Here is a 19,555-nt window from a genome sequence, read left to right on the forward strand (position 1 = left end):
TCCGTCGCAGCGGGCCGCACCGGTTACCAGCGCAGCACCGGCGAGGCGGCCAGCCGCTCGGCCAGCCGGGACAGCCGGGAGCGCGGCGGGGTGGCCGCGGTGGCCGAGCTGACCAGGTGCTGCACCAGTTCGAAGGGCTCCGGCGCGGCGCCCGGGACGGTGAGGCGCTCGTGCGCCAGGTCGGTCAGCTCCGGGTCGCCGTCGTCCAGCGAGAGCAGTACCGCCCCGGCCCGGCGGGCGCCGTCCAGCCGCTCCAGCAGCGGCGCGTCGGCCGGGTCGGGCGCCACCAGCAGCACCGTCGCGCCCGCGCGCGCCTCCGCGAGCCGGGGCAGGCCGCAGGCCAGGTGCTCCGGCGCGTTCGCCGGGACGGCGTGCCGCAGCAGGGTCGGGGCCAGCTCCGGCAGACCGCCGTACGCGGCCTCGTCGCTCAGGTGCGCCGCCAGGTGCCACGGCTCGTAGCGGGGGGTGCCGACCAGCAGCAGGTTGGTCGCACTGCGCCTGGTCACCGAGCCGCGCAGCGCGGAGGCGAAGGCGCCCGCCCGTTCGGGCCAGCCGGTGCCCGCCAGCGACTGCCGGAGTGCGGAAACTCTCACCGCGTCCATGCGCGACAGCATGCTGCTCCGGCGGTGGGTTTGGCAGGATCTTCGGCATGACGCAACCCGATTCAGTGAACGCGACGGCCGGACCCGGCCGGAACCTGCCCGACGTCTCCCACCTCGTGGTGGGCGTCCTCGGCGGCACCGGCGACCAGGGCCGCGGCCTGGCGCTGCGACTGGCCAGGGCCGGGCAGCAGGTGGTGGTCGGCTCCCGCAGCGCCGAGCGCGCCGAGGCCTGCGCCGCCGAACTGGGCCTGGGCATCCGCGGCGCCGACAACGCGGCCTGCGCCGCCGACAGCGACGTGGTGATCGTCGCGGTGCCGTGGGAGGGCCACGCCGAGACGCTGACCTCGCTGCGGGCCGAGCTCGCCGGGAAGATCGTGGTGGACTGCGTCAACCCGCTGGGCTTCGACAAGCAGGGCGCCTACCCGCTGCGGGTCCCCGAGGGCTCGGCCGCCCAGCAGGCCGCCGCGCTGCTGCCCGACTCCACCGTCACCGCCGCCTTCCACCACCTGTCGGCGGTGCTGCTGCAGGACGAGAGCGTGGAGCGGATCGACACCGACGTGATGGTGCTGGGCGAGGACCGGGCCGCCACCGAGGTCGTCCAGGCGCTGGCCTCCCGGATCCCCGGCATGCGCGGAATCTTCGCCGGTCGGCTGCGCAACGCCCACCAGGTGGAGTCGCTGGTCGCCAACCTGATCGCGGTCAACCGCCGCTACAAGGCCCACGCGGGCCTGCGGATCACCGACGTGTGAGCCCGGCGCGCGCCGCGGCCCGCCCCGCGCCCCCGGCGCGCGCCCCACCCCCGACCCCGAGCGGTCCGTCCGGTCGGCGAGAATGGACGGGCACACCACCACCCGAGGAGAGCCCCGCCATGCCCCGCAACGCCCTGTACGCCGCGATCGTCCTCGTCCTGGCGGTGGCCGCCGCGGTGGTCTCCTTCGCCCACGGCAAGTGGTTCGGCGTGGTGTGGGTCCTGATGGCCGGCGTGGCCAGCAACATCGCCTGGTACCACCTGCGCAAGGCCCGCGCCGAGCGCGGGCCCGCGGCCTAGAAGTCGCTCCTCCAGAACGAGAACATCCAGTGGCCGATGGTGCTGTACCGGATGTCGGCGCCGAACAGGTCGAAGATCCAGGACACCAGGTCGAACATCCACTGCCCGACCTCGCTCTGCCACATCAGCGCGAACAGCAGCAGCATGCCGTAGGGCGCGTACGGGGCGACCGCCCGCCGGGTCCGGTACGACAGCCAGGGCTCGATGATGCCGTAGCCGTCCAGGCCCGGCACCGGCAGCAGGTTCAGGATCGCCGCGGTGACCTGCAGGTAGGCCAGGAAGGCCAGTGCGGACGCCAGCGGTGAGACGGGGAGCGCGTACTCGCCGATCACGGAGGGCATGCCCGGGTCGTCGAACCAGCCGCCGCTGACCAGCACCAGCGTCACCACGCCGAAGGCCACGTTCACCAGCGGCCCGGCCGCCGAGACCAGGCTGTGCTTGAGGCGGCCGGAGATGCGGTCCCGCTCGATGTACACCGCGCCGCCGGGCAGGCCGATGCCGCCCATGATCACGAAGATCACCGGCAGCACGAAGCTCAGCACCACGTGCCCGTACTTCAGCGGGTTCAGCGTCAGGTAGCCCTTGGTGCCGACCGTGATGTCGCCGCCCGCCAGCGCGGTGCGGGCGTGCGCGTACTCGTGCAGGCAGAGCGAGACCATCCAGCCCGCCACCACGAACAGGAACACGCCGAAGCGCGCGTTGCCCCAGCCGGTGGCCAGCGCGAAGCCGGAGGCGCCCAGGATGGCGGCCATCGCCAGGAAGATCGGGCTGACCCGGTTCTCCGCGCTGCGCTGGCCGGTGCTGGCGTAGGTCATGGGGTGGGGGCTCCGGGATGCTGGTGGACGGGGGGCGGTGGGACGGGCGTCCGATCATGCCGCCGACCGGGCCTCCGGGACAAGCGGCCCCGGATGAACGTACGGGAGCGACCGGGCGTTCCGCCGCGCCGGTCGCCGGTCGCCGGTCGCCGGTCGCCGGTCGCCGGTCGCCGGTTGCCGCACCTACTTCGCGCCGGTCGCCGCACCGGCCGTGCCCCGCACGGGGATTCCGCACGGGTGTGCGTCCGGCCCCCGGCGCGTCCCGCAGAATGGGCGGGTGCACTACGGCATCCTCGGCACCACCACCGCCCACCACGACGACGGCACCCCGGTCACCCTCGGCGGCGCCCGGCTGCGCGCCCTGCTGGCCGCGCTGGCGCTGCGCCAGGGCCGTCCGGTGCCCGCCGAGCTGCTCGCCGACGAGGTGTGGGCCGACGAGCCGCCGCAGGACGCCGCCGCCGCGCTGCAGACCCTGGTCGGTCGGCTGCGCCGCACCGTCGGCCGGGCCGAGATCGGTTCCGGACCGGCCGGGTACTGGCTGACCGACCCGCGCACCGACGTCGCCGAGTTCCAGCGCCGCGCCGCCGACGGCGCCCGCGCCCTGCGGGGCGGCGACCCGGCCGCCGCCACCGAGCAGCTCACCGCCGCGCTCGCGCTGTGGCGCGGCCCCGCGCTCGCCGACCTGCCCGACCGCACCGCCCCCGCCGCCCGGCTGGAGGCCCAGCGCGGGGAGGCCCGGCGGCACCGGCTCACCGCCGAGCTCGCCCTCGGCCGCACCGCCGAGGTCACCGCCGAACTCGCCGAGCTCTGCCGCGACCACCCCTTCGACGAGCAGTTGCAGGCCCTCCAACTGCGCGCCCTGCGCGCGGCCGGCCGCACCGCCGAGGCGCTCGGCCGCTACGAGGAGATCCGGCGCGCCCTGGCCGAGCAGCTCGGCACCGATCCCGGCCCCGAACTGCGCGCCCTGCACCGGGAGTTGCTCACCGCCGAAGCGCTCCCCGCCCCGGCGCCCGCCCCCGCAGCCCCGGCCGCACCGTCCCCCGCCCCCGCCCCCGCGTCCGGCAACCTCCGCCCCGGGCGGACCAGCTTCGTCGGCCGGGACGGCGAACTCGCCACCGTCGCCGACGCCCTGACCGCCGGTCGGCTCACCACCCTGACCGGCCCCGGCGGCTCCGGCAAGACCCGGCTGTCGGTGGAGGCCGGCCGCCGCGAGCAGGACGCCGCCCGCTGGCCCGGCGGCGTCTGGCAGGTCGAGCTGGCCCCGCTGGACGACCCGGCGGCCGTCCCCGACGCCGTCGCCTCCGCGCTCGGCCTGCGCGAGACCGTGCTGCACACCGGCGGCGCCGTCGCCGAGGCGATCGAGGGCGCCCGCAAGGACCCGGTCTCCCGGCTGGTCGACCACCTCGGCCGCCGCCGCGTCCTGCTGCTGCTCGACAACTGCGAGCACGTCGTCCAGGCCGCCGCCGACCTCGCCGACCGGCTGCTCGCCGACTGCCCCGGCGTCACCGTGCTCGCCACCAGCCGCGAACCGCTGGGCGTCCCCGGCGAGAGCGTGCTGCCGGTCGAACCGCTGCCCGACCCCGCCGCGCTGCGGCTGCTCGCCGAACGCGGCGCCGCCGCCCGCCCCGGCTTCCGCACCGACCAGGACCCGGCCGCCTGCGCCGAGCTCTGCCGCCGCCTGGACGGCCTGCCGCTGGCCATCGAACTCGCCGCCGCCCGGCTGCGCGGCCTGACCCCGCGCCAGCTCGCCGACCGCCTCGACTCCCGCTTCGCCCTGCTCACCGCGGGCTCCCGCACCCTGCTGCCGCGCCAGCAGACCCTGCGCGCCGTCGTCGACTGGTCCTGGGACCTGCTCGGCACCCGCGAGCGCGCCGTGCTGCGCCGGCTGTCGGTCTTCGCGGGCGGCTGCACCCTGGAGGCCGCCGAGCAGGTCGTCGCCGACGGCGAACTGGTGCGCCGGGAGGACGTCGCCGACCTGCTGCTCTCGCTGGTCGACAAGTCGCTGCTGGTGGCGGACCTCGGCGAGCAGCCCCGCTACTGGATGCTGGAGACCATCCACGAGTACGCCGCCGAGCGCCTCGCCGCGGCCGCCGAACCCGAGACCGGCGACCGCCACACCGCCCACTACCGCGAACTCGCCCGCCACGCCTACCTGAACCTGCACGGCCCCGCCCAGCTCGACGAACTCGACCGCCTCGACCGCGAGCAGGAGAACATCCGGGCCGCGCTGCGCCGCGCCGTCGACACCGGCCAGGAGCAGGAGGGCCTGGCACTGGCGCTGTCGATGGCCGGGTACTGGATGCTGCGCGACTACCGCACCGAGTCCCGCGCCTGGTACGAGGCGGTCGCCGCGCTCGGCCCCGACCCGTACGCCGACGACGCCCCGCCGCCCGTCCCGCTCGCCGCCGGGCCGCTGGACGGGCCGCTGCCGATGACGCCCGACCTGCTCGACGAGGCCCGCCGCCAGCTCGGCCTGCACCGGCTGATCAGCCTGTTCTCCGGCGACATGAGCCTGCTGGAGGACTCCGGCGCGCTCGACACCGCCCGGCGCATCCTGGCCGTCTACACCCCCGAACTGCCGCAGTCCTACCGGCAGCCGGTGCTCGGCCGGGTGTTCACCGTCTTCCTCACCGGCGAGATGGAGCGCACCCGCGCGGTGATGGACGACGCGGTGGCCGGGGCCCGGGTGCACGGCGGCCCGCTCGACCTGGCCTTCGCCCTGCAGCTGCGCGCCCGGCTGCTCAACGACCTGGCCGGCGGCCTCGACCAGGCGATCGCCGACAGCGAGGAGGCGCTGGCCCTCTACACCGCGCTCGGCGACCGCTGGGGCATGTCCGACGCGCTCTCCGGCAAGGCCGAGAACGCCACCAAGTCCGGCGACGCCGCCCAGGCCGAGGCGGCCTTCCGGCAGGCCATCGAGCTGTCCGTCCGGCTCGGCGCGCACCAGGAGGTCCCGATGCTGCGGGCCCGGCTCGGCGAGGTGGTGGCCGAGCGCGACCCGGAGGGCGGCGAGCGGATGGTCCGCGAGGCCGTCGCCGAGTCCGCCGCCGACGGCACCGACGCCGAGGGCGCCCGGATGTACGGGCGGCTGGTGCTGTGCAACCTGTGCGTGCGGCGCGGCGAGTACGCCGAGGCGCTCGCGGTGCTCGACGAGCTGCCCGCCGACCCGACCGCCCGCGGCCCCGTCCCCTCGGTGTTCGCCGGCATCGTCGCCTGCATCCGCGGCTGGGTGGTGGCCCGCTCCGGTGACCCGGACACCGGCCTGGCGATGATGCGCGCGGGCCGCCGCACGATGACCGAGACCGACGGCGGCGCCATCGTCTTCGTCGAGCACATGGCGATGATGCTGATGACGCCCGTCGCCGGGGCCCTGGTCGAGTACGCCCGGCTGCACGGCGAGCCCGAGGCCGCCCGCCGCGCCGCCGAACTGCTCGGCGCCCACGAGGGCCTCAGCGGCATGCCCGGCTCGTTCATGGAGCGCAGCGAGTACGCCCGCTGCGCCGCCGCCGCCCGCGAACTGCTCGGCGAGGACGACTACCTGGCCGCGCACGAACGGGGCGGACGCCTCACGCTGCGTGAGGCGTCCGCCCTGTTGAACGATCCCGGCCCGTTCGGCACCGGGGCCGGCTGACCCCACCGTCAGGTGCGCTTGCGGAAGCGGGCCACCGCCAGCGGCGCGGTCACCACGGTGATCGCCGCGGCCCAGACCAGCACCGTCAGCGCCGAGTTGCCCACCGGCTGGTCGTTGATCAGCGCCCGGCAGGCGTCGGCCAGCGCGGACAGCGGGTTGTGCTTGGTGAAGGCCTGCAGCCAGCCCGGCATGGTGGTCGGGTTGGCGAAGATCGAGCTGCCGAACTGCAGCGGCATCATCACCAGCATCGACATGCCCTGCACCGCCTGGGCGCTGCGCAGCGACATGCCCAGCAGCATCGACACCCACATCAGCGAGGAGCCGAACACCAGCGACAGGCCGACCGCGGCCAGCAGCTTCAGCGGGCCGCCCGCGATGTCCATCCCGAGGACCATCGAGAAGCCGATCAGCACCGCGAAGGCGACGACCGCGCGCAGCGTCTCGGCGACCATCTTCGACAGCAGCACCGCGGAGCGCCCGATCGGCAGGGTGCGGAAGCGGTCCATCACGCCGGTCTGGAAGTCGGTGTTCAGGCCGGTGCCCAGCGCCATCGCCAGGTTCAGGCCGGTGGTGCCGAGCAGGCCGGGCACCATGTACTGCATGTACTCGTGCTGGTTGCCGGCCATCGCGCCGCCGAACACGTAGACGAACAGCAGGATCATGATGACCGGGACCAGCAGCGCGTCCAGCATCGACTCCGGGTCGGCCTTGATCCGCATCAGGTTCCGGCGGGTCAGCGCGCCCAGGTGGCGCAGGTTCGCGCGCAGTCCGATCCGGGTGTCGTCCGCGTCGACGGTCGCGGCGGGGGCGGGGGCGGGGCTCAGGGTGGCGGTGCTCATGCGACGGGCTCCTTGTCACGGGTCTGGGCGGGGACGGCGGACTTGCCGGTGACGGTGAGGAACACCTCGTCCAGGCTGGGCAGTTCGGTGTGGATGCCGGCCACCCCGAAACCGCGGGTGCCCAGCACCCCGATCACGACGGTCAGTCGGCGGTCGTCGGTCAGGTGCACCGAGAGCAGCCCGGACTCGGCGGAGAAGGTCGCCGGGACGCCGGACTCCTGCAACGCCCGTGCCATCTCGGGAAGTTGCGTCGGGTCGGTCGGCCGGACCTGCAGGCTCTGCCCGCCGACCTGCTTCTTCAGCTCCTCGACGCCGCCGTTGGCGATCACCCGGCCCTTGTCAATCACGGTCAGGGCGTGCGCGAGCTGCTCGGCCTCCTCCATGTACTGGGTGGTGAGCAGCACCGTCGACCCCTCGCCGACCATCCGCTGCACCTCGTCCCACACCTCGTTGCGGGTGCGCGGGTCCAGGCCGGTGGTGGGCTCGTCCAGGTACAGCACCTTCGGGCGGCCGATCATCGACGCCGCGAGGTCCAGGCGGCGGCGCATGCCGCCCGAGTAGCCCTTGGCGGGCCGCCTGGCCGCCTCGGTGAGCGAGAACCGCTCCAGCAGCTCGGCCGCGCGGGCCTTGGCGTCCTTCGCGGAGAGGTCCAGCAGGCGGCCGATCAGGTACAGGTTCTCGTAGCCCGACAGCAGCTCGTCCACCGAGGCGTACTGGCCGGTCAGGCCGATGGTGCGGCGCAACTGCTTGGGCTGGCGCAGGACGTCGTACCCGCCGACGAACGCGGTGCCCGCGTCCGGCTTGATCAGCGTGGACAGCACCCGCACCAGCGTGGTCTTCCCGGCCCCGTTCGGCCCGAGCAGCCCCAGCACCGTCCCCTCGCGCACCGTCAGGTCGACCCCGTCCAGGGCCTTCGTCTCCCCGTAGTGCTTCACGATGCCGTGGACCTCCACGGCGTTCCGCTCGATTCGTGTCATGGGAACACCGTGCCGGGCCCGGCTGTCACGACGCTGTCAGCCCGCTGTCACGGGCGATGACAGCGGGCTGACGGGGCGGTGCCGGGCTAGCTGAAGGAGTGCTCCGGGCCGGGGAAGGCGCCCTCGCGGACGTCGGTGGCGAACTCGGTGGCGGCCCGGGCGAGGGTCGCGCGGAGGTCGGCGTACTGCTTGACGAACTTGGGGACGCGGCCGGCCGTCATGCCCGCGAAGTCGGTCCAGACCAGGACCTGGGCGTCGGTGCCGGGGCCGCCGCCGATGCCGACGGTGGGGATCGCGGAGTGCGCGGTGACCTCGGCGGCGAGGTCGGCGGGGACGGCCTCCAGGACGACGGCGAAGGCGCCGGCCTGCTGGACGGCCTTGGCGTCGCGCAGCAACTGGTGGGCGGCCTCGTCGCCGCGGCCCTGGACGGGGTAGCCGCCGAAGGCGTGCACGGACTGCGGGGTGAGGCCGATGTGGGCCATCACCGGGATGCCCGCGTCGACGAGGAGTTCGATGGTGCGGGCGCTGCGCTCGCCGCCCTCCAGCTTGACGGCCTGGACGCCGGCCTCCTTCATCAGGCGGGCGGCGTTGTGCATGGCCTGGGCGGGCGACTCCTGGTAGGAGCCGAACGGCAGGTCGGCGACGACGAGGGCGCGCTGGGTGCCGCGGACGACGGCGGCGGAGAGCATCACCATCTGGTCCATGGTCACCGGCACGGTGGTCTCGTAGCCGAGGTGGCAGTTGCCCGCGGAGTCGCCGACCAGCAGGACGGGGATGCCCGCCTCGTCGAAGACCCCGGCGGTGAGGGCGTCGTAGGCGGTGAGCATCGCCCAGCGCTCGCCGTTGCGCTTGGCCTTGGCGAGGTCCCGGACGGTGACCCGGCGGTTGGTGACGCCGCCGTAGAGGGTGGTGCCGACGGGCGCGTCCTGCGTCTGGGCAGGCTGAAGCGGAGAGGCGTTCATCGAACAGGCTCCTGGTGTGTGTCGTCTCGTGGCGCCGTGCGGCGTCCCCGGATCTGGCTCCATGCTTGCACGCCCGCGGCCGTCCGCAAAGAGTCGGGAGTCCCGGACGTGTCCGGAGGGTCCCGGGAGTCCTTGGGGAAGTCTTTGCCGTTCCTTGCCCTTCGTTCTACGATACGAGACCGTCTCGTATTGAAAAGGCGACTAGGCTGTTCGTATGACCTCGCCGACCGCAGCCCTCCAGGCACCCCGGGTGCCGGAAGCCGTACACCGCCGACGCTGGTGGATCCTGGGCACCCTGGTGCTCGCCCTGCTCGTCGTCGTCCTCGACAACTCGATCCTCAACGTGGCGATGAAGACCATCGCCACCCCCGCCCCGGTCGGCCTCGGCGCGAGCCAGAGCGACCTGGAGTGGGCGATCAACTCCTACACGCTGGTCTTCGCGGGCCTGTTGTTCACCGCGGGCCTGCTCGGCGACCGCTTCGGCCGCAAGTGGACGCTGCTGGCCGGCATGCTGGTCTTCGGCCTCGGCTCGCTGCTGTCCGCGATGGCCGCCAGCCCCGGCGAACTGATCGGCTACCGCGCGGTGATGGGCCTCGGCGGCGCCTTCGTGATGCCCGCCACGCTGGCCATCATCATGAACGTCTTCGAACGGCACGAGCAGCCCAAGGCGATCGGCATCTGGGCCGGCGCGGTCGGCCTGGCCATCGCCATCGGCCCGATCACCGGCGGCCTGCTGATCGAGCACTTCTGGTGGGGCTCGGTCTTCCTGGTCAACGTCCCGATCGTGCTGGTCGCGCTCGGCCTGATGGGCTGGCTCGTCCCGGACTCCAAGGACCCCAACCCCGGCAAGCTCGACCCGGTCGGCGTGCTGCTGTCCATCGTCGGCCTGGTCGCGCTGATCTACGGCATCATCAAGGGCGGCGAACTGGCCGACTTCACCGACCCGCAGGCCTGGGTCCCGACCCTGGTCGGCGTGCTGGCGCTGGCCGCCTTCGTGCTGTTCGAGAAGCACACCCGGCACCCGGCGCTGGACGTCACCTGGTTCCGCAACAAGGTGTTCTCGGCCTCCATCGGCGTGGTCGGCATCGTGTTCTTCGCGCTGATGGGCGTCTCCTTCTTCGGCGTGTTCTACATCCAGAGCGTGCGCGGCTACAGCGCCCTGCAGGCGGGCGAACTGATGCTGCCGCTGGCCGTCGCACAGCTCCTCTTCGCGCCGCGGGCCCGGCTGGTGGTCGATCGCTTCGGCGTCCGGGCGACCTGCGCGGGCGGCATGCTGCTGGTCACCGTCGGCTTCCTCGGGTACGCCTTCCTGACCGCGAGCAGCCCGATCTGGCTGCTGATCGTGCTCGGCTTCGTGATGGGCGCCGGCATGGCGCACGTGATGCCGCCGGTGACCGTCGCCATCATGGGCGCGCTGCCGCGCGAGAAGGCCGGCGCGGGCTCCGCGCTGAACAACACCTTCCGCCAGGTCGGCGGCTCGCTCGGCATCGCGGTGCTCGGTGCCCTGCTGTCCACCGTCTACCGCAACGGCATGCAGGACCACCTGGCCACCGTCCCCGAGCAGGTCCGCGACCGGGCCGGCGAGTCCATCGAGTCGACCCTCGGCGTCGCCGAGAAGCTCCACCTGCCCGCCCTGGTCGACCCGGCCAAGGACGCGTTCATCCACGCCATGCACGTGGTCTCCGGCGTCTCGGCCGGCGTCACCGTGCTCGGCGCGGTGGTGGCGCTGCTCCTGCTGCCCGGCAAGGTCGCCGCGCCCGGTGCGCCCGGTGCGCCCGGTGCCGCGGGCGGTCCGGCGGCGGGGCGGCAGGACCGGGCGGACGGCGGCACGAGCACCGGCCCGAGCACCGCCAAGGTGTGATCACGAGGGTGGAGAATAGGGCCATGACGAGCGCCGACACTCCGCTCAAGCCGTGCCACGGCCCCGCCGGGGAGCAGGACGCCCCCCGGCGGGGCCGCCCGCGCAGCGAGGCCGCCGAGCAGGCCATCTACGCCGCGGTCGAGAAGCTGATGGAGGACGGCACCGGCCTGGCCGAGCTGTCCATCGAGCGGATCGCCGCCGAGGCGGGCGTCGGCAAGGCCACCATCTACCGGCGCTGGCCCAACAAGGAGGCCCTGCTGGTCGACGTGGTGGCCCGACTGGAGGAGCCGCTGCCCCCGCTGGGCGGCCCGACCTACCGGGACGACCTGATCAGCGCCGTCGACTACATGCGCCGCCGCGGCCTGATCAAGCGCTCCCGGTGGATCGTCCGCTCCGCGCTGGGGCAGATGAACGCCTGGCCGGAGCTCAAGCACACCTACCACGAGCGGGTGGTGCACCCGCGGCGCCAGATGATCCGGCAGATCGTCCGGCGCGGCGTCGAGGAGGGCGAGCTCCGGGCCGACCTGGACGTCGAACTCCTCTGCGAGCTGCTGATCGGCCCGATCCTGCTGCGCACCGTCCTGTGGGACGACGCCCCGCTGGAGGACCCGGACCTGCCCCGGCAGATGGTCGACGCCGCGCTGCAGGGCATCGGCGCCCGGCCGCCCGCGCCGTCCGTGCCGCCTGCGCCGTCCGTGCCGTCCGTGTCCTGACCGTCCCGCTCCGCCCTCCACTTCACCCCGTACGGCGCAGGGCCGGAACTTCCCGGGCGCTTCGCCGCGTCCATCCCGTCATAGGCTGAGCCGAGAATCGGATCGGAGCAGGTCGGAGACGGGGTCGACGGGAGAGTCGGCCGGGTGCGGCGGCGAGGAGCGGACGATGGTGCGGGCGGACGGCCCGGCGGTACTGGTGCAGGAGCCGGAGCGGCCCGCGAGTCGGCGGGAGCGGTTGCGCCGCTGGTTCGCCTGGCGGCGCGGGTGGCCGCTCACCGTGCTCGGCCTGCTGGTCACCGGGCTGCTGGTGCTGCACGCCCAGGTGCCCAACGCGGTCGGCAACCTGGGCAGCCTGCTGGAGACCTTCCTGCCCTGGCTCGGGCTGGCCGTCCCGGTGCTGCTGGCGCTCGCGCTGTGGCGGCGCGCCGGGGTGGCGGTGGTCGCGGCGCTGCTGCCCGGCGCGGTCTGGCTGAACCTGTTCGGCGCCCTGCTGGTCGACAAGGGCAGCGGGCCAGGCGACTTCACCGTGCTCACCCACAACGTGGCCGCCGCCAACGACGACCCGCAGGGCACCGTCCGGATGCTCACCGGCTCCGGCGCCGAGATCGTCGCGCTGGAGGAGCTCTCCGCGTCCGCCGCCCCCCGGTACGCCGAAGGGCTGGCCGCGGCCTTCCCGTACCACGTGGTGGAGGGCACCGTCGGGCTGTGGTCCAGCTACCCGATCGACGAGGTCTCGGTGGTCGACCTCAAGATGGGCTGGACCAGGGCCTTCCGCGCCCAGGTCACCACCCCCAAGGGCCCGCTCGCGGTGTACGTCGCCCACCTGCCCTCGGTGCGGGTCACGTTCGACACCGGCTTCACCGCCGGGCGGCGCGACGTCAGCGCGCAGGCCCTCGGCGACGCGATCGAGCGGGAGCCGCTGCGCCGGGTGCTGCTGCTCGGCGACCTCAACGGCACCATGAACGACCGCAGCCTGGCCCCGGTCACCTCGCAGATGCGTTCCGCCCAGGGCGCGGCGGGCGACGGCTTCGGCTTCTCCTGGCCCGCCTCCTTCCCGACCGCCCGGATCGACCAGATCCTCAGCAAGGGCGGACTGGTCCCCACCGACTCCCGCACCCTCCCGGCGGACGCCAGCGACCACCTCGCGGTGGCCGCCGACTACCGCTACTAGGGCGGCGGCGCGCTGCCGCGCCGCCGCGCTACCGGGGCTTCTCGCCGACCAGCACGGTGGCCTCCCGCTCCCCGTCCCGCTCGGTGCGGGTGGTGAGCCCCGCGGCCGCCAGCAGGGCGGCGGTGGCCGGGGCCTGGTGGGCGCCCGTCTCGATCAGCAGGCGGCCGCCGGGCGCCAGCCAGCGCGGGGCGACCGCCGCGACCCGGCGCTGCACGGCCAGGCCGTCGGCGCCGCCGTCCAGCGCCACCGCGGGCTCGTGGTCGCGGGCCTCCGGCGGCAGCAGCGGGATCTCGCCGGTCGGCACGTAGGGGGCGTTGACCAGCAGCAGGTCCACCCGGCCGCGCAGGGTGCGCGGCAGCGGGGCGTCCAGGTCGCCCAGGTGCACCCGGCCGCGGTACGGGGCCAGGTTGCGGCGGGCGCAGTCCACCGCGGCCGGGTCGACGTCCGCGGCGTGCAGTTCGACGCCCGGGCCGAGCCGGGCGGCCAGCGCCGCGCCGATCGCGCCGGAGCCGCAGCACAGGTCGAGCAGCACCGAGCCGGGGCCGCCCAGGGCGGCGGCCAGGTCGACCAGGAACTCGCTGCGCCGACGCGGCACGAACACCCCCGGGGCGAGTGCGATCCGCAGCCCGGCGAACTCGGCGAAGCCCACCACCTGCTCCAACGGGTGCCCGGCGCACCGGAGTCCGACCATCTCGTCGAGCCGGGCGGGGCCGTCGGCGGCGGCCAGCAGCAGCCGGGCCTCGTCCTCGGCGAAGACGCACCCGGCCGCGCGCAGCCGGTCGATCAGGTGGGCGGGGGGAAGCGAGTGGGCGGCGGGAAGCGAGTGAGCGGGGGAAAGCGGGTGGGCGGGGGGAAACGACACGGGTACCTCTCGAAGAGCCTGGCGGGCTCTCCCCGTCCGATCAGGCCGCGACCCGGCGGCGGGGGAGCACCTCGACAACCTGCACGGTGATCTCTCCCACCTCCTCGGTCCGGGCGCGCCGGGCATCTCACGGGCGCGCGCTGCGGCGCTCACCCTAACCCTTCGCGCCCCCGCTGTCAGCCGCTCACCTGCCGCGGTTGCCTCAGCCCTGTCGCCAGCGGTTGGTGATGGGCAGGCGGCGGTCGCGGCCGAAGTTCTTCGGCGAGACCTTCGGGCCCGGCGGGTACTGCCGCCGCTTGTACTCGGCGGTGTCCACCAGTCGCACCACCCGGTCCACCACCTCGGCCGGGAACCCGGCGGCGACGATCGCGTCCCGCCCCTCGTCGCCCTCCACGTACCTGGTCAGGACGGCGTCCAGCAGGTCGTAGTCGGGCAGCGAGTCGGTGTCCACCTGGTCCGGCCGCAGCTCCGCGGACGGCGGCTTGGAGATGGTGTTCTCCGGGATCGGCGGCACCTCGCCGCGGGCCTCGGCCGCCGCGTTGCGCCAGCGCGCCAGCTTGAAGATCAGCGTCTTGTAGACGTCCTTGATCGGCCCGTACGCGCCCACCGAGTCGCCGTACAGCGTCGAGTAGCCGACCGCCAGCTCGCTCTTGTTGCCCGGCGCCAGGACGAGCTGCCCCTCCTGGTTGGAGATCGCCATCAGCAGCGTGCCGCGCAGCCGGGACTGCAGGTTCTCCTCGGCCAGGCCGGTCAGCTCGGTGGCGCCCATGTACGCGTCGAACATCGGGGCGATCGACACCGTGCGGAAGTGCAGGCCGGTGCGGCGGGCCAGTTCGGCGGCGTCGTCCCGGGAGTGCTGCGAGGAGTAGCGCGAGGGCATCGAGACGCCGTACACGTTCTCCGCGCCGACCGCGTCCACCGCGATCGCCGCGACCAGCGCCGAGTCGATGCCGCCGGACAGGCCGATCAGCACCGAGCGCGCGCCGTTCTTGCGGACGTACGCCCGGGTGCCCTCGACCAGTGCCGCGTACACCTCGGCCTCGTCGTCCAGCCGCTCGGCGACCTGCGGCTCCAGCGGCTGCGCGGGCCGCTCCTTGGGGGCGCCGCCCAGGTCGACCCTGGTCAGCTTCAGGCCGTCGGCGAGGACCGTGCCGTCCGGCAGGCCGTCCTCGTTCGCGGCGGGCAGGTCGAGGTCGACGACCAGCAGCGCCTCCGCGAACTGCGGTCCGCGGGCCAGCAGTTCGCCGTCCTCGGTGACGACCATCGACTCGCCGTCGAAGACCAGCTCGTCCTGCGCGCCCACCATGTTCAGGTACACCAGCGGGCAGCCGGCCTCGGCCGCCCGGCGCCGGACCAGCTCCAGCCGGACGTCGTCCTTGTCGCGCTCGTACGGCGAACCGTTGATCGACAGCAGCAGGCCCGCGCCCGCCTGGCCGGTGGCCGCGACCCGGCCGCCCTCCTGCCAGATGTCCTCGCAGATCGCCAGCGCCACGTCCACGCCGTGCAGGCGCAGCACCGTCAGCTGGTCGCCCGGCACGAAGTACCGGTACTCGTCGAACACGCCGTAGTTCGGCAGGAAGTGCTTGGCGAACCTGGTCACCACCTCGCCGCCGCGCAGCACCGCCGCGCAGTTCTGCGGCTTGCCCGCGTACCGGCTGCCCGGTTCGCCGCGGCCCAGGTAGCCCACCACCACCGGGACGTCGCCCAGGCCCTCGGCCTGCAGCTTCGCCGCCAGGTCGACCAGCGCGGCCCGCGAGCCCTCGACGAACGAGCGGCGGAAGGCCAGGTCCTCCACCGGGTACCCGGTGAGCACCATCTCCGGGAAGGCGATCAGGTCGGCGCCGGACTCGGCGGCCCGCTTCGACCAGCGCAGCACCTCCTCGCTGTTGCGGGCGAGGTCACCGACCCAGGGGTCGATCTGGCACAGGGCGAGACGCAGATTCGGCATGCCCCCGAGTGTAATCGTCTAACTGACGCTATGTCGCGGGGGTGCCCCTGTCGGCACGCCGCGCGCCCGGCGGACGCCCGGCGGACCTCCGGCTCCGCCCCGCCCGCCCCCCGGTGGCGGTCAGGGATCGGCAAGCGGGCGAAGATCCGCCATGATGGGTGGCGACGCGGTCCGGGCGAGGTCTTCGCCGGGCCGGGCCGGCCGGTGCGGGCGGCGTAACACGGGCGTAAAGAGCAGAGGTGAGACTGTCCCCATGGGCAAGCAGCAGGAGTTCGTGCTTCGCACGCTCGAGGAGCGTGACATCCGGTTCGTCCGACTGTGGTTCACCGACGTGCTCGGGTTCCTCAAGTCGGTCGCGGTGGCCCCGGCGGAACTGGAGCAGGCCTTCGACGAGGGCATCGGCTTCGACGGCTCGGCGATCGAGGGCTTCGCCCGGGTCTACGAGTCCGACATGATCGCCAAGCCGGACCCGACCACCTTCCAGATACTGCCGTGGCGCTCCGAGAACCCCGGCACCGCCCGGATGTTCTGCGACATCCTGATGCCCGACGGCTCGCCCTCCTACGCCGACCCGCGCTACGTCCTCAAGCGCACCCTGGAGAAGGCCTCCAACCTCGGCTTCACCTTCTACACCCACCCCGAGATCGAGTTCTTCCTCCTCAAGGACCTCCCCGGCGACGGCACCCCGCCGACCCCCGCGGACCAGTCCGGCTACTTCGACCACACCCCCCGCGGCATCGGCCACGACTTCCGCCGCCAGGCCATCACGATGCTCGAATCCATGGGCATCTCGGTCGAGTTCAGCCACCACGAGGGCGCCCCCGGCCAGCAGGAGATCGACCTCCGCTACGCCGACGCGCTCTCCACCGCCGACAACATCATGACCTTCCGCCTGGTCATGAAGGAGGTCGCCCTCGAACAGGGCGTCCACGCCTCCTTCATGCCCAAGCCGTTCTCGCACTTCCCCGGCTCCGGCATGCACACCCACGTCTCCCTCTTCGAGGGCGACCGCAACGCCTTCCACGAGTCCGGCACCGAGTACCAGCTCTCCAAGGTCGGCCGCTCCTTCATCGCCGGGCTGCTCAAGTACGCCGCCGAGACCGCCGCCGTCACCAACCAGTGGGTCAACTCCTACAAGCGCATCTGGGGCGGCTCCCAGCGCACCGCCGGCGCCGGCGGCGAGGCCCCCTCCTACATCTGCTGGGGCCACAACAACCGCTCCGCCCTCATCCGCGTGCCCATGTACAAGCCCGGCAAGCAGGGCTCCACCCGCATCGAGGTCCGCTCCCTCGACACCGGCTGCAACCCCTACCTCGCCTACGCCGTCACCCTCGCCGCCGGCCTCAAGGGCATCGAGGACAACCTCGAACTCCCCCCGGGCGCCGACGACGACGTCTGGGCCCTGACGGACGCCGAGCGCCGCGCGCTCGGCATCCAGCCCATGCCGCAGAACCTCGGCGAGGCCATCGACCTGATGCAGCGCAGCGAACTCGTCGCCGAGACCCTGGGCGAGCACGTCTTCGACTTCTTCCTGCGCAACAAGCGCCAGGAGTGGGAGGAGTACCGCTCCGAGGTCACGCCGTTCGAGCTGCGCAAGGTGCTGCAGGTGCTGTAGGCCCTGCGCGGACATGAGAGAGGCCCCCGACCGGGTAGCGGCATCGCACCGGGCGGGGGCCTCTTCCCTTCCCCGGGCGGTCCACCCCCGTGCGTGCGGGCCGGCCGCGGGCGTTGCCCCGGTTGCCGTGGGCGGGTTCGGCGCAGGAGGCTGGGGGCCGGAACCGCCGGCCGGGTGCACGGAACGGGGAGTCATGGCCTATCGACTCAGCTTCTTCTGCCGATCGGGAGAGGAGAGGGGGGACGAGGCACTGGACCGTCTGCTCGACCACCTGCTGGAGACCGGCGAACCGTTGTGCGGCGAGTGGCTGGGCCCGTTCGTCGACCCGGTGGCGGCGTTCAGGCTCGGCACGATGAGCGCCGTCGGTGAGAGGCCGGTCGGGACCTGCTGACGCTCGAAGTGCGCGTGGGCGTCGCGGAGATCGCCGAATCGGTGACCGCCGCCTCACCGGATGACGAGCGGGGCATCTGGGGATGCGATCTGCTGGCCACCGTCACCCTCAGCGGGGACGCGCCCGATCGGCCCCTGGTGGACCGCGTCTGGGCCGCGGTGACCGCCCTGTGGGGAGCGGTCGCGTGGGACGAGGCGTCCGGCTTCGAGATCGCCTCCCGGGGGCCCGGACGTGAGACGTTCCGACCGGCGACGGAGCAGGGGGTCGGCGCGGAACGCGGACGGTGAGCGGTGGGCCCGGCTGGGGGCCGGTCGTTCCGGGGCGGGCCGTGTACGGGGGCGGGACGGGGGAAGCGGAACCCCGAGGAGCGTCACGGGCCGGGAGGGCGGATGGAGTTGCGGTTGCGGTACGCGCCGGAGGTGGGGAACGCCGGGCGGTTCGCGGCGGACATCGTGGTGTTGGCGGCGCGGGTGAGCGGGGTGCGGCTGGACTACTCGGTGGGGAGCCTGGAGACGGTCGACGGGATCATCGAGGAGTTCCGGGCGAGCGGGATCGTCAGCGGGCAGGTCGGCGAGACGCTGTTCGGGTTCGGCTGCTACGTCGGCGAGGTGATGGTCCGCCAGGGCGGCGCGACCTGGCGGGAGGTGGCGGGCGAGGAGGCGGTGGCGTTCGGCTTCCCGCTGGTGGTGGACCTGCCCGGCGGGCAGGTGGGCAACCCGATCGGGAAGGTGTTCCGGCGGCTGGAGAACGGGCCCGAGGACAGCCTGCCGCACTTCTACGCGGTGTTCGCGGAGCCGTGGCGGCAGGTGCGGTAGCGCCTCCCGCGCGAGATCGGAGCAGCGGCGGGAAGGGCCTCGACGTACGAGCGGACGGCCTGCGGGTGGGCAGGTGAACCAGCCGTACGCGCGGGCAGTGTCACTGCCTGCGGGCGCGCTGCGGGGACGGGTCGGGGGACTGGCGGGGCCGGACCACGCGGGGGGTGGGGGTGGGGTGGGGCGGGTGGTCGCGGAGGAGGCGTTCGAGGGGGTGTTCGACGAGGTGGTGGAGGAGGGCGGCCAGGGTGAGGGAGGCGGTGGTGAGGAGGAGCCAGGTGGTGGCGGTGGGGAGGCCGGGGGCGGGGTGGCCGTAGTGGTGGAGCCAGGGGCGGAAGGTGATCTCGTGGACCAGGTACCAGGCGAAGGACCAGTCGCCGAGGAGGGTCCAGGGGCGGCGGGCGAGCGGGCCGCGGGGGCGGTGGAGGTCGGCCTGGGCGGTGGCGGTGATCAGGGCGGCGAAGAGCGGGGCGGAGAGGAGCTGGGAGGCGCTGTAGGGGCTGTGCCAGACGGGGTCGGGGACGGCGTGGTGCCAGGGGACGAGGGCCAGGTGGAAGGCGGCCACGGCGAGGGCGGTGGGGAGCAGCGGCAGGACGGGCAGGCGGCCGCGGCGGACGGCGAGGCCCAGGGCGACGCCGAGCAGGAACTGCGGGGTGCGGCTGAGCGGCAGGTAGTCGAGCAGCCAGCTGCGCAGCCCGGGGTCGGCGACGGCTGACCCGGCCAGCCACAGCAGCGGGCCGCCGGCGCAGCACAGGGCGGCGGTGCGCAGGCCGGGCCGCAGCCGTAGCAGGAGCGGGAAGAGCAGGTAGAACCAGGCCTCGTCGCCGAGCGACCAGCCCGCCGGGTTGCCGCCCATCACGGTGCCCCGCCCCCACGGGTGCAGCAGCGGCAGCGACCACAGCGCCGCGGTGACGGGCACGGCCGCGCCGAGCGCCGCGTACACGGCGAGCGAGGCGCCGGTGGTCAGGGCGTGCAGCGGCCAGATCCGGGCGAGGCGGCGGCGGTGGAAGCGGCGGGCCGGGACGGGGGCGTCCGCGTACGTCCAGGCGAGCACGAAGCCGGACAGCACGAAGAAGAACGTCACGCCGGAACGCCCGTACCAGGCGAGGGGGCTGAGCACCGGCAGCGGGCCGACCTGGCGGGAGAGGTGGTAGCAGACCACCAGCAGGGCGGCGAGGAAGCGCAGGCCGGTCAGGGAGGGGAGCCGGGCGGGGGCAGGTGTCCGCAGGGGGGTCACGCCGTGGCCAACGAGCCGGGTGGTGGGGTGTCACGGGCGGGGAGCCGGTTGACGGTGCGTCACGGGGCGCG

Annotated in this window: 18 protein-coding genes; 10 read left to right on the top strand and 8 right to left on the bottom strand. The window is 74.0% G+C overall.

The annotated features are described in order from the left end of the window. Positions 1–23: 23 nt before the first annotated feature. Complete coding sequence (locus ACFY00_RS00790; RefSeq protein WP_388025833.1) at positions 24–602, bottom strand: hypothetical protein; 579 nt, start codon at positions 600–602, stop codon at positions 24–26. A gap of 47 nt (positions 603–649) precedes the next feature. On the opposite strand from ACFY00_RS00790, the gene npdG reads away from it, so the two are divergent. Continuing rightward, the gene (gene npdG / locus ACFY00_RS00795) at positions 650–1,351 is read left to right on the top strand and encodes an NADPH-dependent F420 reductase (RefSeq protein ID WP_388025836.1); all 702 of its coding nucleotides are present in this window, start codon (positions 650–652) and stop codon (positions 1,349–1,351) included. A gap of 119 nt (positions 1,352–1,470) precedes the next feature. Further along, entirely contained in the window at positions 1,471–1,650 is a 180-nt protein-coding gene (locus tag ACFY00_RS00800; RefSeq protein WP_388025839.1) for a hypothetical protein, read from the top strand. Here the strand turns inward: ACFY00_RS00800 and ACFY00_RS00805 are convergent. Beyond that, complete coding sequence (locus ACFY00_RS00805; protein ID WP_388025842.1) at positions 1,647–2,465, bottom strand: site-2 protease family protein; 819 nt, start codon at positions 2,463–2,465, stop codon at positions 1,647–1,649. The genes ACFY00_RS00800 and ACFY00_RS00805 overlap by 4 nt on opposite strands. A 277-nt stretch (positions 2,466–2,742) precedes the next feature. Here ACFY00_RS00805 and ACFY00_RS00810 point away from each other — a divergent pair, with 277 nt between their 5' ends. Beyond that, entirely contained in the window at positions 2,743–6,096 is a 3,354-nt protein-coding gene (locus ACFY00_RS00810) for an ATP-binding protein (RefSeq protein ID WP_388025845.1), read from the top strand. Positions 6,097–6,104: 8 nt separating this feature from the next. Here ACFY00_RS00810 and ACFY00_RS00815 read toward each other — a convergent pair whose 3' ends face one another. The 3 genes from ACFY00_RS00815 to panB form a co-directional block, all read right to left on the bottom strand. After that, positions 6,105–6,935 (bottom strand): ABC transporter permease, encoded by an 831-nt coding sequence (locus ACFY00_RS00815; RefSeq protein ID WP_388025848.1) that lies wholly within the window; start codon positions 6,933–6,935, stop codon positions 6,105–6,107. Next, the gene (locus tag ACFY00_RS00820; protein ID WP_388025850.1) at positions 6,932–7,912 is read right to left on the bottom strand and encodes an ATP-binding cassette domain-containing protein; all 981 of its coding nucleotides are present in this window, start codon (positions 7,910–7,912) and stop codon (positions 6,932–6,934) included. Before ACFY00_RS00820 ends, ACFY00_RS00815 begins: the two co-directional genes overlap by 4 nt. An 86-nt stretch (positions 7,913–7,998) precedes the next feature. Beyond that, positions 7,999–8,874 carry a 3-methyl-2-oxobutanoate hydroxymethyltransferase gene (gene panB, locus ACFY00_RS00825; protein WP_388025852.1) on the bottom strand — a complete coding sequence of 292 codons (876 nt, stop codon included), beginning with the start codon at positions 8,872–8,874 and terminating at the stop codon, positions 7,999–8,001. Between the two features lie 214 nt (positions 8,875–9,088). Here panB and ACFY00_RS00830 point away from each other — a divergent pair, with 214 nt between their 5' ends. The 3 genes from ACFY00_RS00830 to ACFY00_RS00840 all read left to right on the top strand — a co-directional run bounded on the left by ACFY00_RS00830 (position 9,089) and on the right by ACFY00_RS00840 (position 12,619). After that, positions 9,089–10,735, top strand: a complete 1,647-nt coding sequence (locus ACFY00_RS00830; RefSeq protein ID WP_388025853.1) for an MFS transporter — start codon at positions 9,089–9,091, stop codon at positions 10,733–10,735. Positions 10,736–10,758: 23 nt separating this feature from the next. Next, on the top strand, positions 10,759–11,448 hold the full coding sequence (locus ACFY00_RS00835) for a TetR/AcrR family transcriptional regulator (RefSeq protein ID WP_388025856.1): 690 nt from the start codon (positions 10,759–10,761) through the stop codon (positions 11,446–11,448). Between the two features lie 166 nt (positions 11,449–11,614). After that, complete coding sequence (locus ACFY00_RS00840; RefSeq protein ID WP_388025858.1) at positions 11,615–12,619, top strand: endonuclease/exonuclease/phosphatase family protein; 1,005 nt, start codon at positions 11,615–11,617, stop codon at positions 12,617–12,619. 28 nt (positions 12,620–12,647) lie between these two features. Here ACFY00_RS00840 and ACFY00_RS00845 read toward each other — a convergent pair whose 3' ends face one another. After that, positions 12,648–13,403: a putative protein N(5)-glutamine methyltransferase gene (locus ACFY00_RS00845; protein WP_388026556.1), complete on the bottom strand. Its 756-nt coding sequence runs from the start codon at positions 13,401–13,403 to the stop codon at positions 12,648–12,650. Positions 13,404–13,683: 280 nt separating this feature from the next. Next, positions 13,684–15,429, bottom strand: coding sequence for an NAD+ synthase (locus ACFY00_RS00850; RefSeq protein WP_388025860.1), 1,746 nt, complete (start codon positions 15,427–15,429; stop codon positions 13,684–13,686). A gap of 253 nt (positions 15,430–15,682) precedes the next feature. On the opposite strand from ACFY00_RS00850, the gene glnA reads away from it, so the two are divergent. From glnA to ACFY00_RS00870, 4 genes are all read left to right on the top strand, one after another. Then, positions 15,683–17,044, top strand: coding sequence for a type I glutamate--ammonia ligase (gene glnA, locus ACFY00_RS00855; protein ID WP_388025862.1), 1,362 nt, complete (start codon positions 15,683–15,685; stop codon positions 17,042–17,044). A gap of 193 nt (positions 17,045–17,237) precedes the next feature. Next, positions 17,238–17,435, top strand: a complete 198-nt coding sequence (locus tag ACFY00_RS00860) for a hypothetical protein (RefSeq protein WP_388025865.1) — start codon at positions 17,238–17,240, stop codon at positions 17,433–17,435. Positions 17,436–17,449: 14 nt separating this feature from the next. Next, positions 17,450–17,722 carry a hypothetical protein gene (locus ACFY00_RS00865; RefSeq protein WP_388025866.1) on the top strand — a complete coding sequence of 91 codons (273 nt, stop codon included), beginning with the start codon at positions 17,450–17,452 and terminating at the stop codon, positions 17,720–17,722. Between the two features lie 102 nt (positions 17,723–17,824). Next, positions 17,825–18,250 carry a hypothetical protein gene (locus tag ACFY00_RS00870; protein WP_388025869.1) on the top strand — a complete coding sequence of 142 codons (426 nt, stop codon included), beginning with the start codon at positions 17,825–17,827 and terminating at the stop codon, positions 18,248–18,250. Between the two features lie 100 nt (positions 18,251–18,350). Here the strand turns inward: ACFY00_RS00870 and ACFY00_RS00875 are convergent, their stop codons facing one another. Beyond that, positions 18,351–19,484 carry an acyltransferase family protein gene (locus ACFY00_RS00875; RefSeq protein WP_388025871.1) on the bottom strand — a complete coding sequence of 378 codons (1,134 nt, stop codon included), beginning with the start codon at positions 19,482–19,484 and terminating at the stop codon, positions 18,351–18,353. Positions 19,485–19,555: the final 71 nt, after the last annotated feature.

Origin of the sequence: Kitasatospora sp. NPDC001540, from assembly GCF_042894345.1 — a bacterium.
GTDB lineage: Bacteria > Actinomycetota > Actinomycetes > Streptomycetales > Streptomycetaceae > Kitasatospora > Kitasatospora phosalacinea_C.

What these genes read in the sequence shown, in the direction of transcription:
- glnA (WP_388025862.1), top strand. Translation starts at nt 15,683, where the DNA reads ATGGGCAAGCAGCAGGAGTTCGTGCTTCGCACGCTCGAGGAGCGTGAC.
- ACFY00_RS00815 (WP_388025848.1), bottom strand. Translation starts at nt 6,935, where the DNA reads ATGAGCACCGCCACCCTGAGCCCCGCCCCCGCCCCCGCCGCGACCGTC.
- panB (WP_388025852.1), bottom strand. Translation starts at nt 8,874, where the DNA reads ATGAACGCCTCTCCGCTTCAGCCTGCCCAGACGCAGGACGCGCCCGTC.
- ACFY00_RS00870 (WP_388025869.1), top strand. Translation starts at nt 17,825, where the DNA reads ATGGAGTTGCGGTTGCGGTACGCGCCGGAGGTGGGGAACGCCGGGCGG.
- ACFY00_RS00790 (WP_388025833.1), bottom strand. Translation starts at nt 602, where the DNA reads ATGGACGCGGTGAGAGTTTCCGCACTCCGGCAGTCGCTGGCGGGCACC.
- ACFY00_RS00850 (WP_388025860.1), bottom strand. Translation starts at nt 15,429, where the DNA reads ATGCCGAATCTGCGTCTCGCCCTGTGCCAGATCGACCCCTGGGTCGGT.
- ACFY00_RS00835 (WP_388025856.1), top strand. Translation starts at nt 10,759, where the DNA reads ATGACGAGCGCCGACACTCCGCTCAAGCCGTGCCACGGCCCCGCCGGG.
- ACFY00_RS00830 (WP_388025853.1), top strand. Translation starts at nt 9,089, where the DNA reads ATGACCTCGCCGACCGCAGCCCTCCAGGCACCCCGGGTGCCGGAAGCC.
- ACFY00_RS00805 (WP_388025842.1), bottom strand. Translation starts at nt 2,465, where the DNA reads ATGACCTACGCCAGCACCGGCCAGCGCAGCGCGGAGAACCGGGTCAGC.
- npdG (WP_388025836.1), top strand. Translation starts at nt 650, where the DNA reads ATGACGCAACCCGATTCAGTGAACGCGACGGCCGGACCCGGCCGGAAC.
- ACFY00_RS00840 (WP_388025858.1), top strand. Translation starts at nt 11,615, where the DNA reads ATGGTGCGGGCGGACGGCCCGGCGGTACTGGTGCAGGAGCCGGAGCGG.
- ACFY00_RS00820 (WP_388025850.1), bottom strand. Translation starts at nt 7,912, where the DNA reads ATGACACGAATCGAGCGGAACGCCGTGGAGGTCCACGGCATCGTGAAG.
- ACFY00_RS00800 (WP_388025839.1), top strand. Translation starts at nt 1,471, where the DNA reads ATGCCCCGCAACGCCCTGTACGCCGCGATCGTCCTCGTCCTGGCGGTG.
- ACFY00_RS00860 (WP_388025865.1), top strand. Translation starts at nt 17,238, where the DNA reads ATGGCCTATCGACTCAGCTTCTTCTGCCGATCGGGAGAGGAGAGGGGG.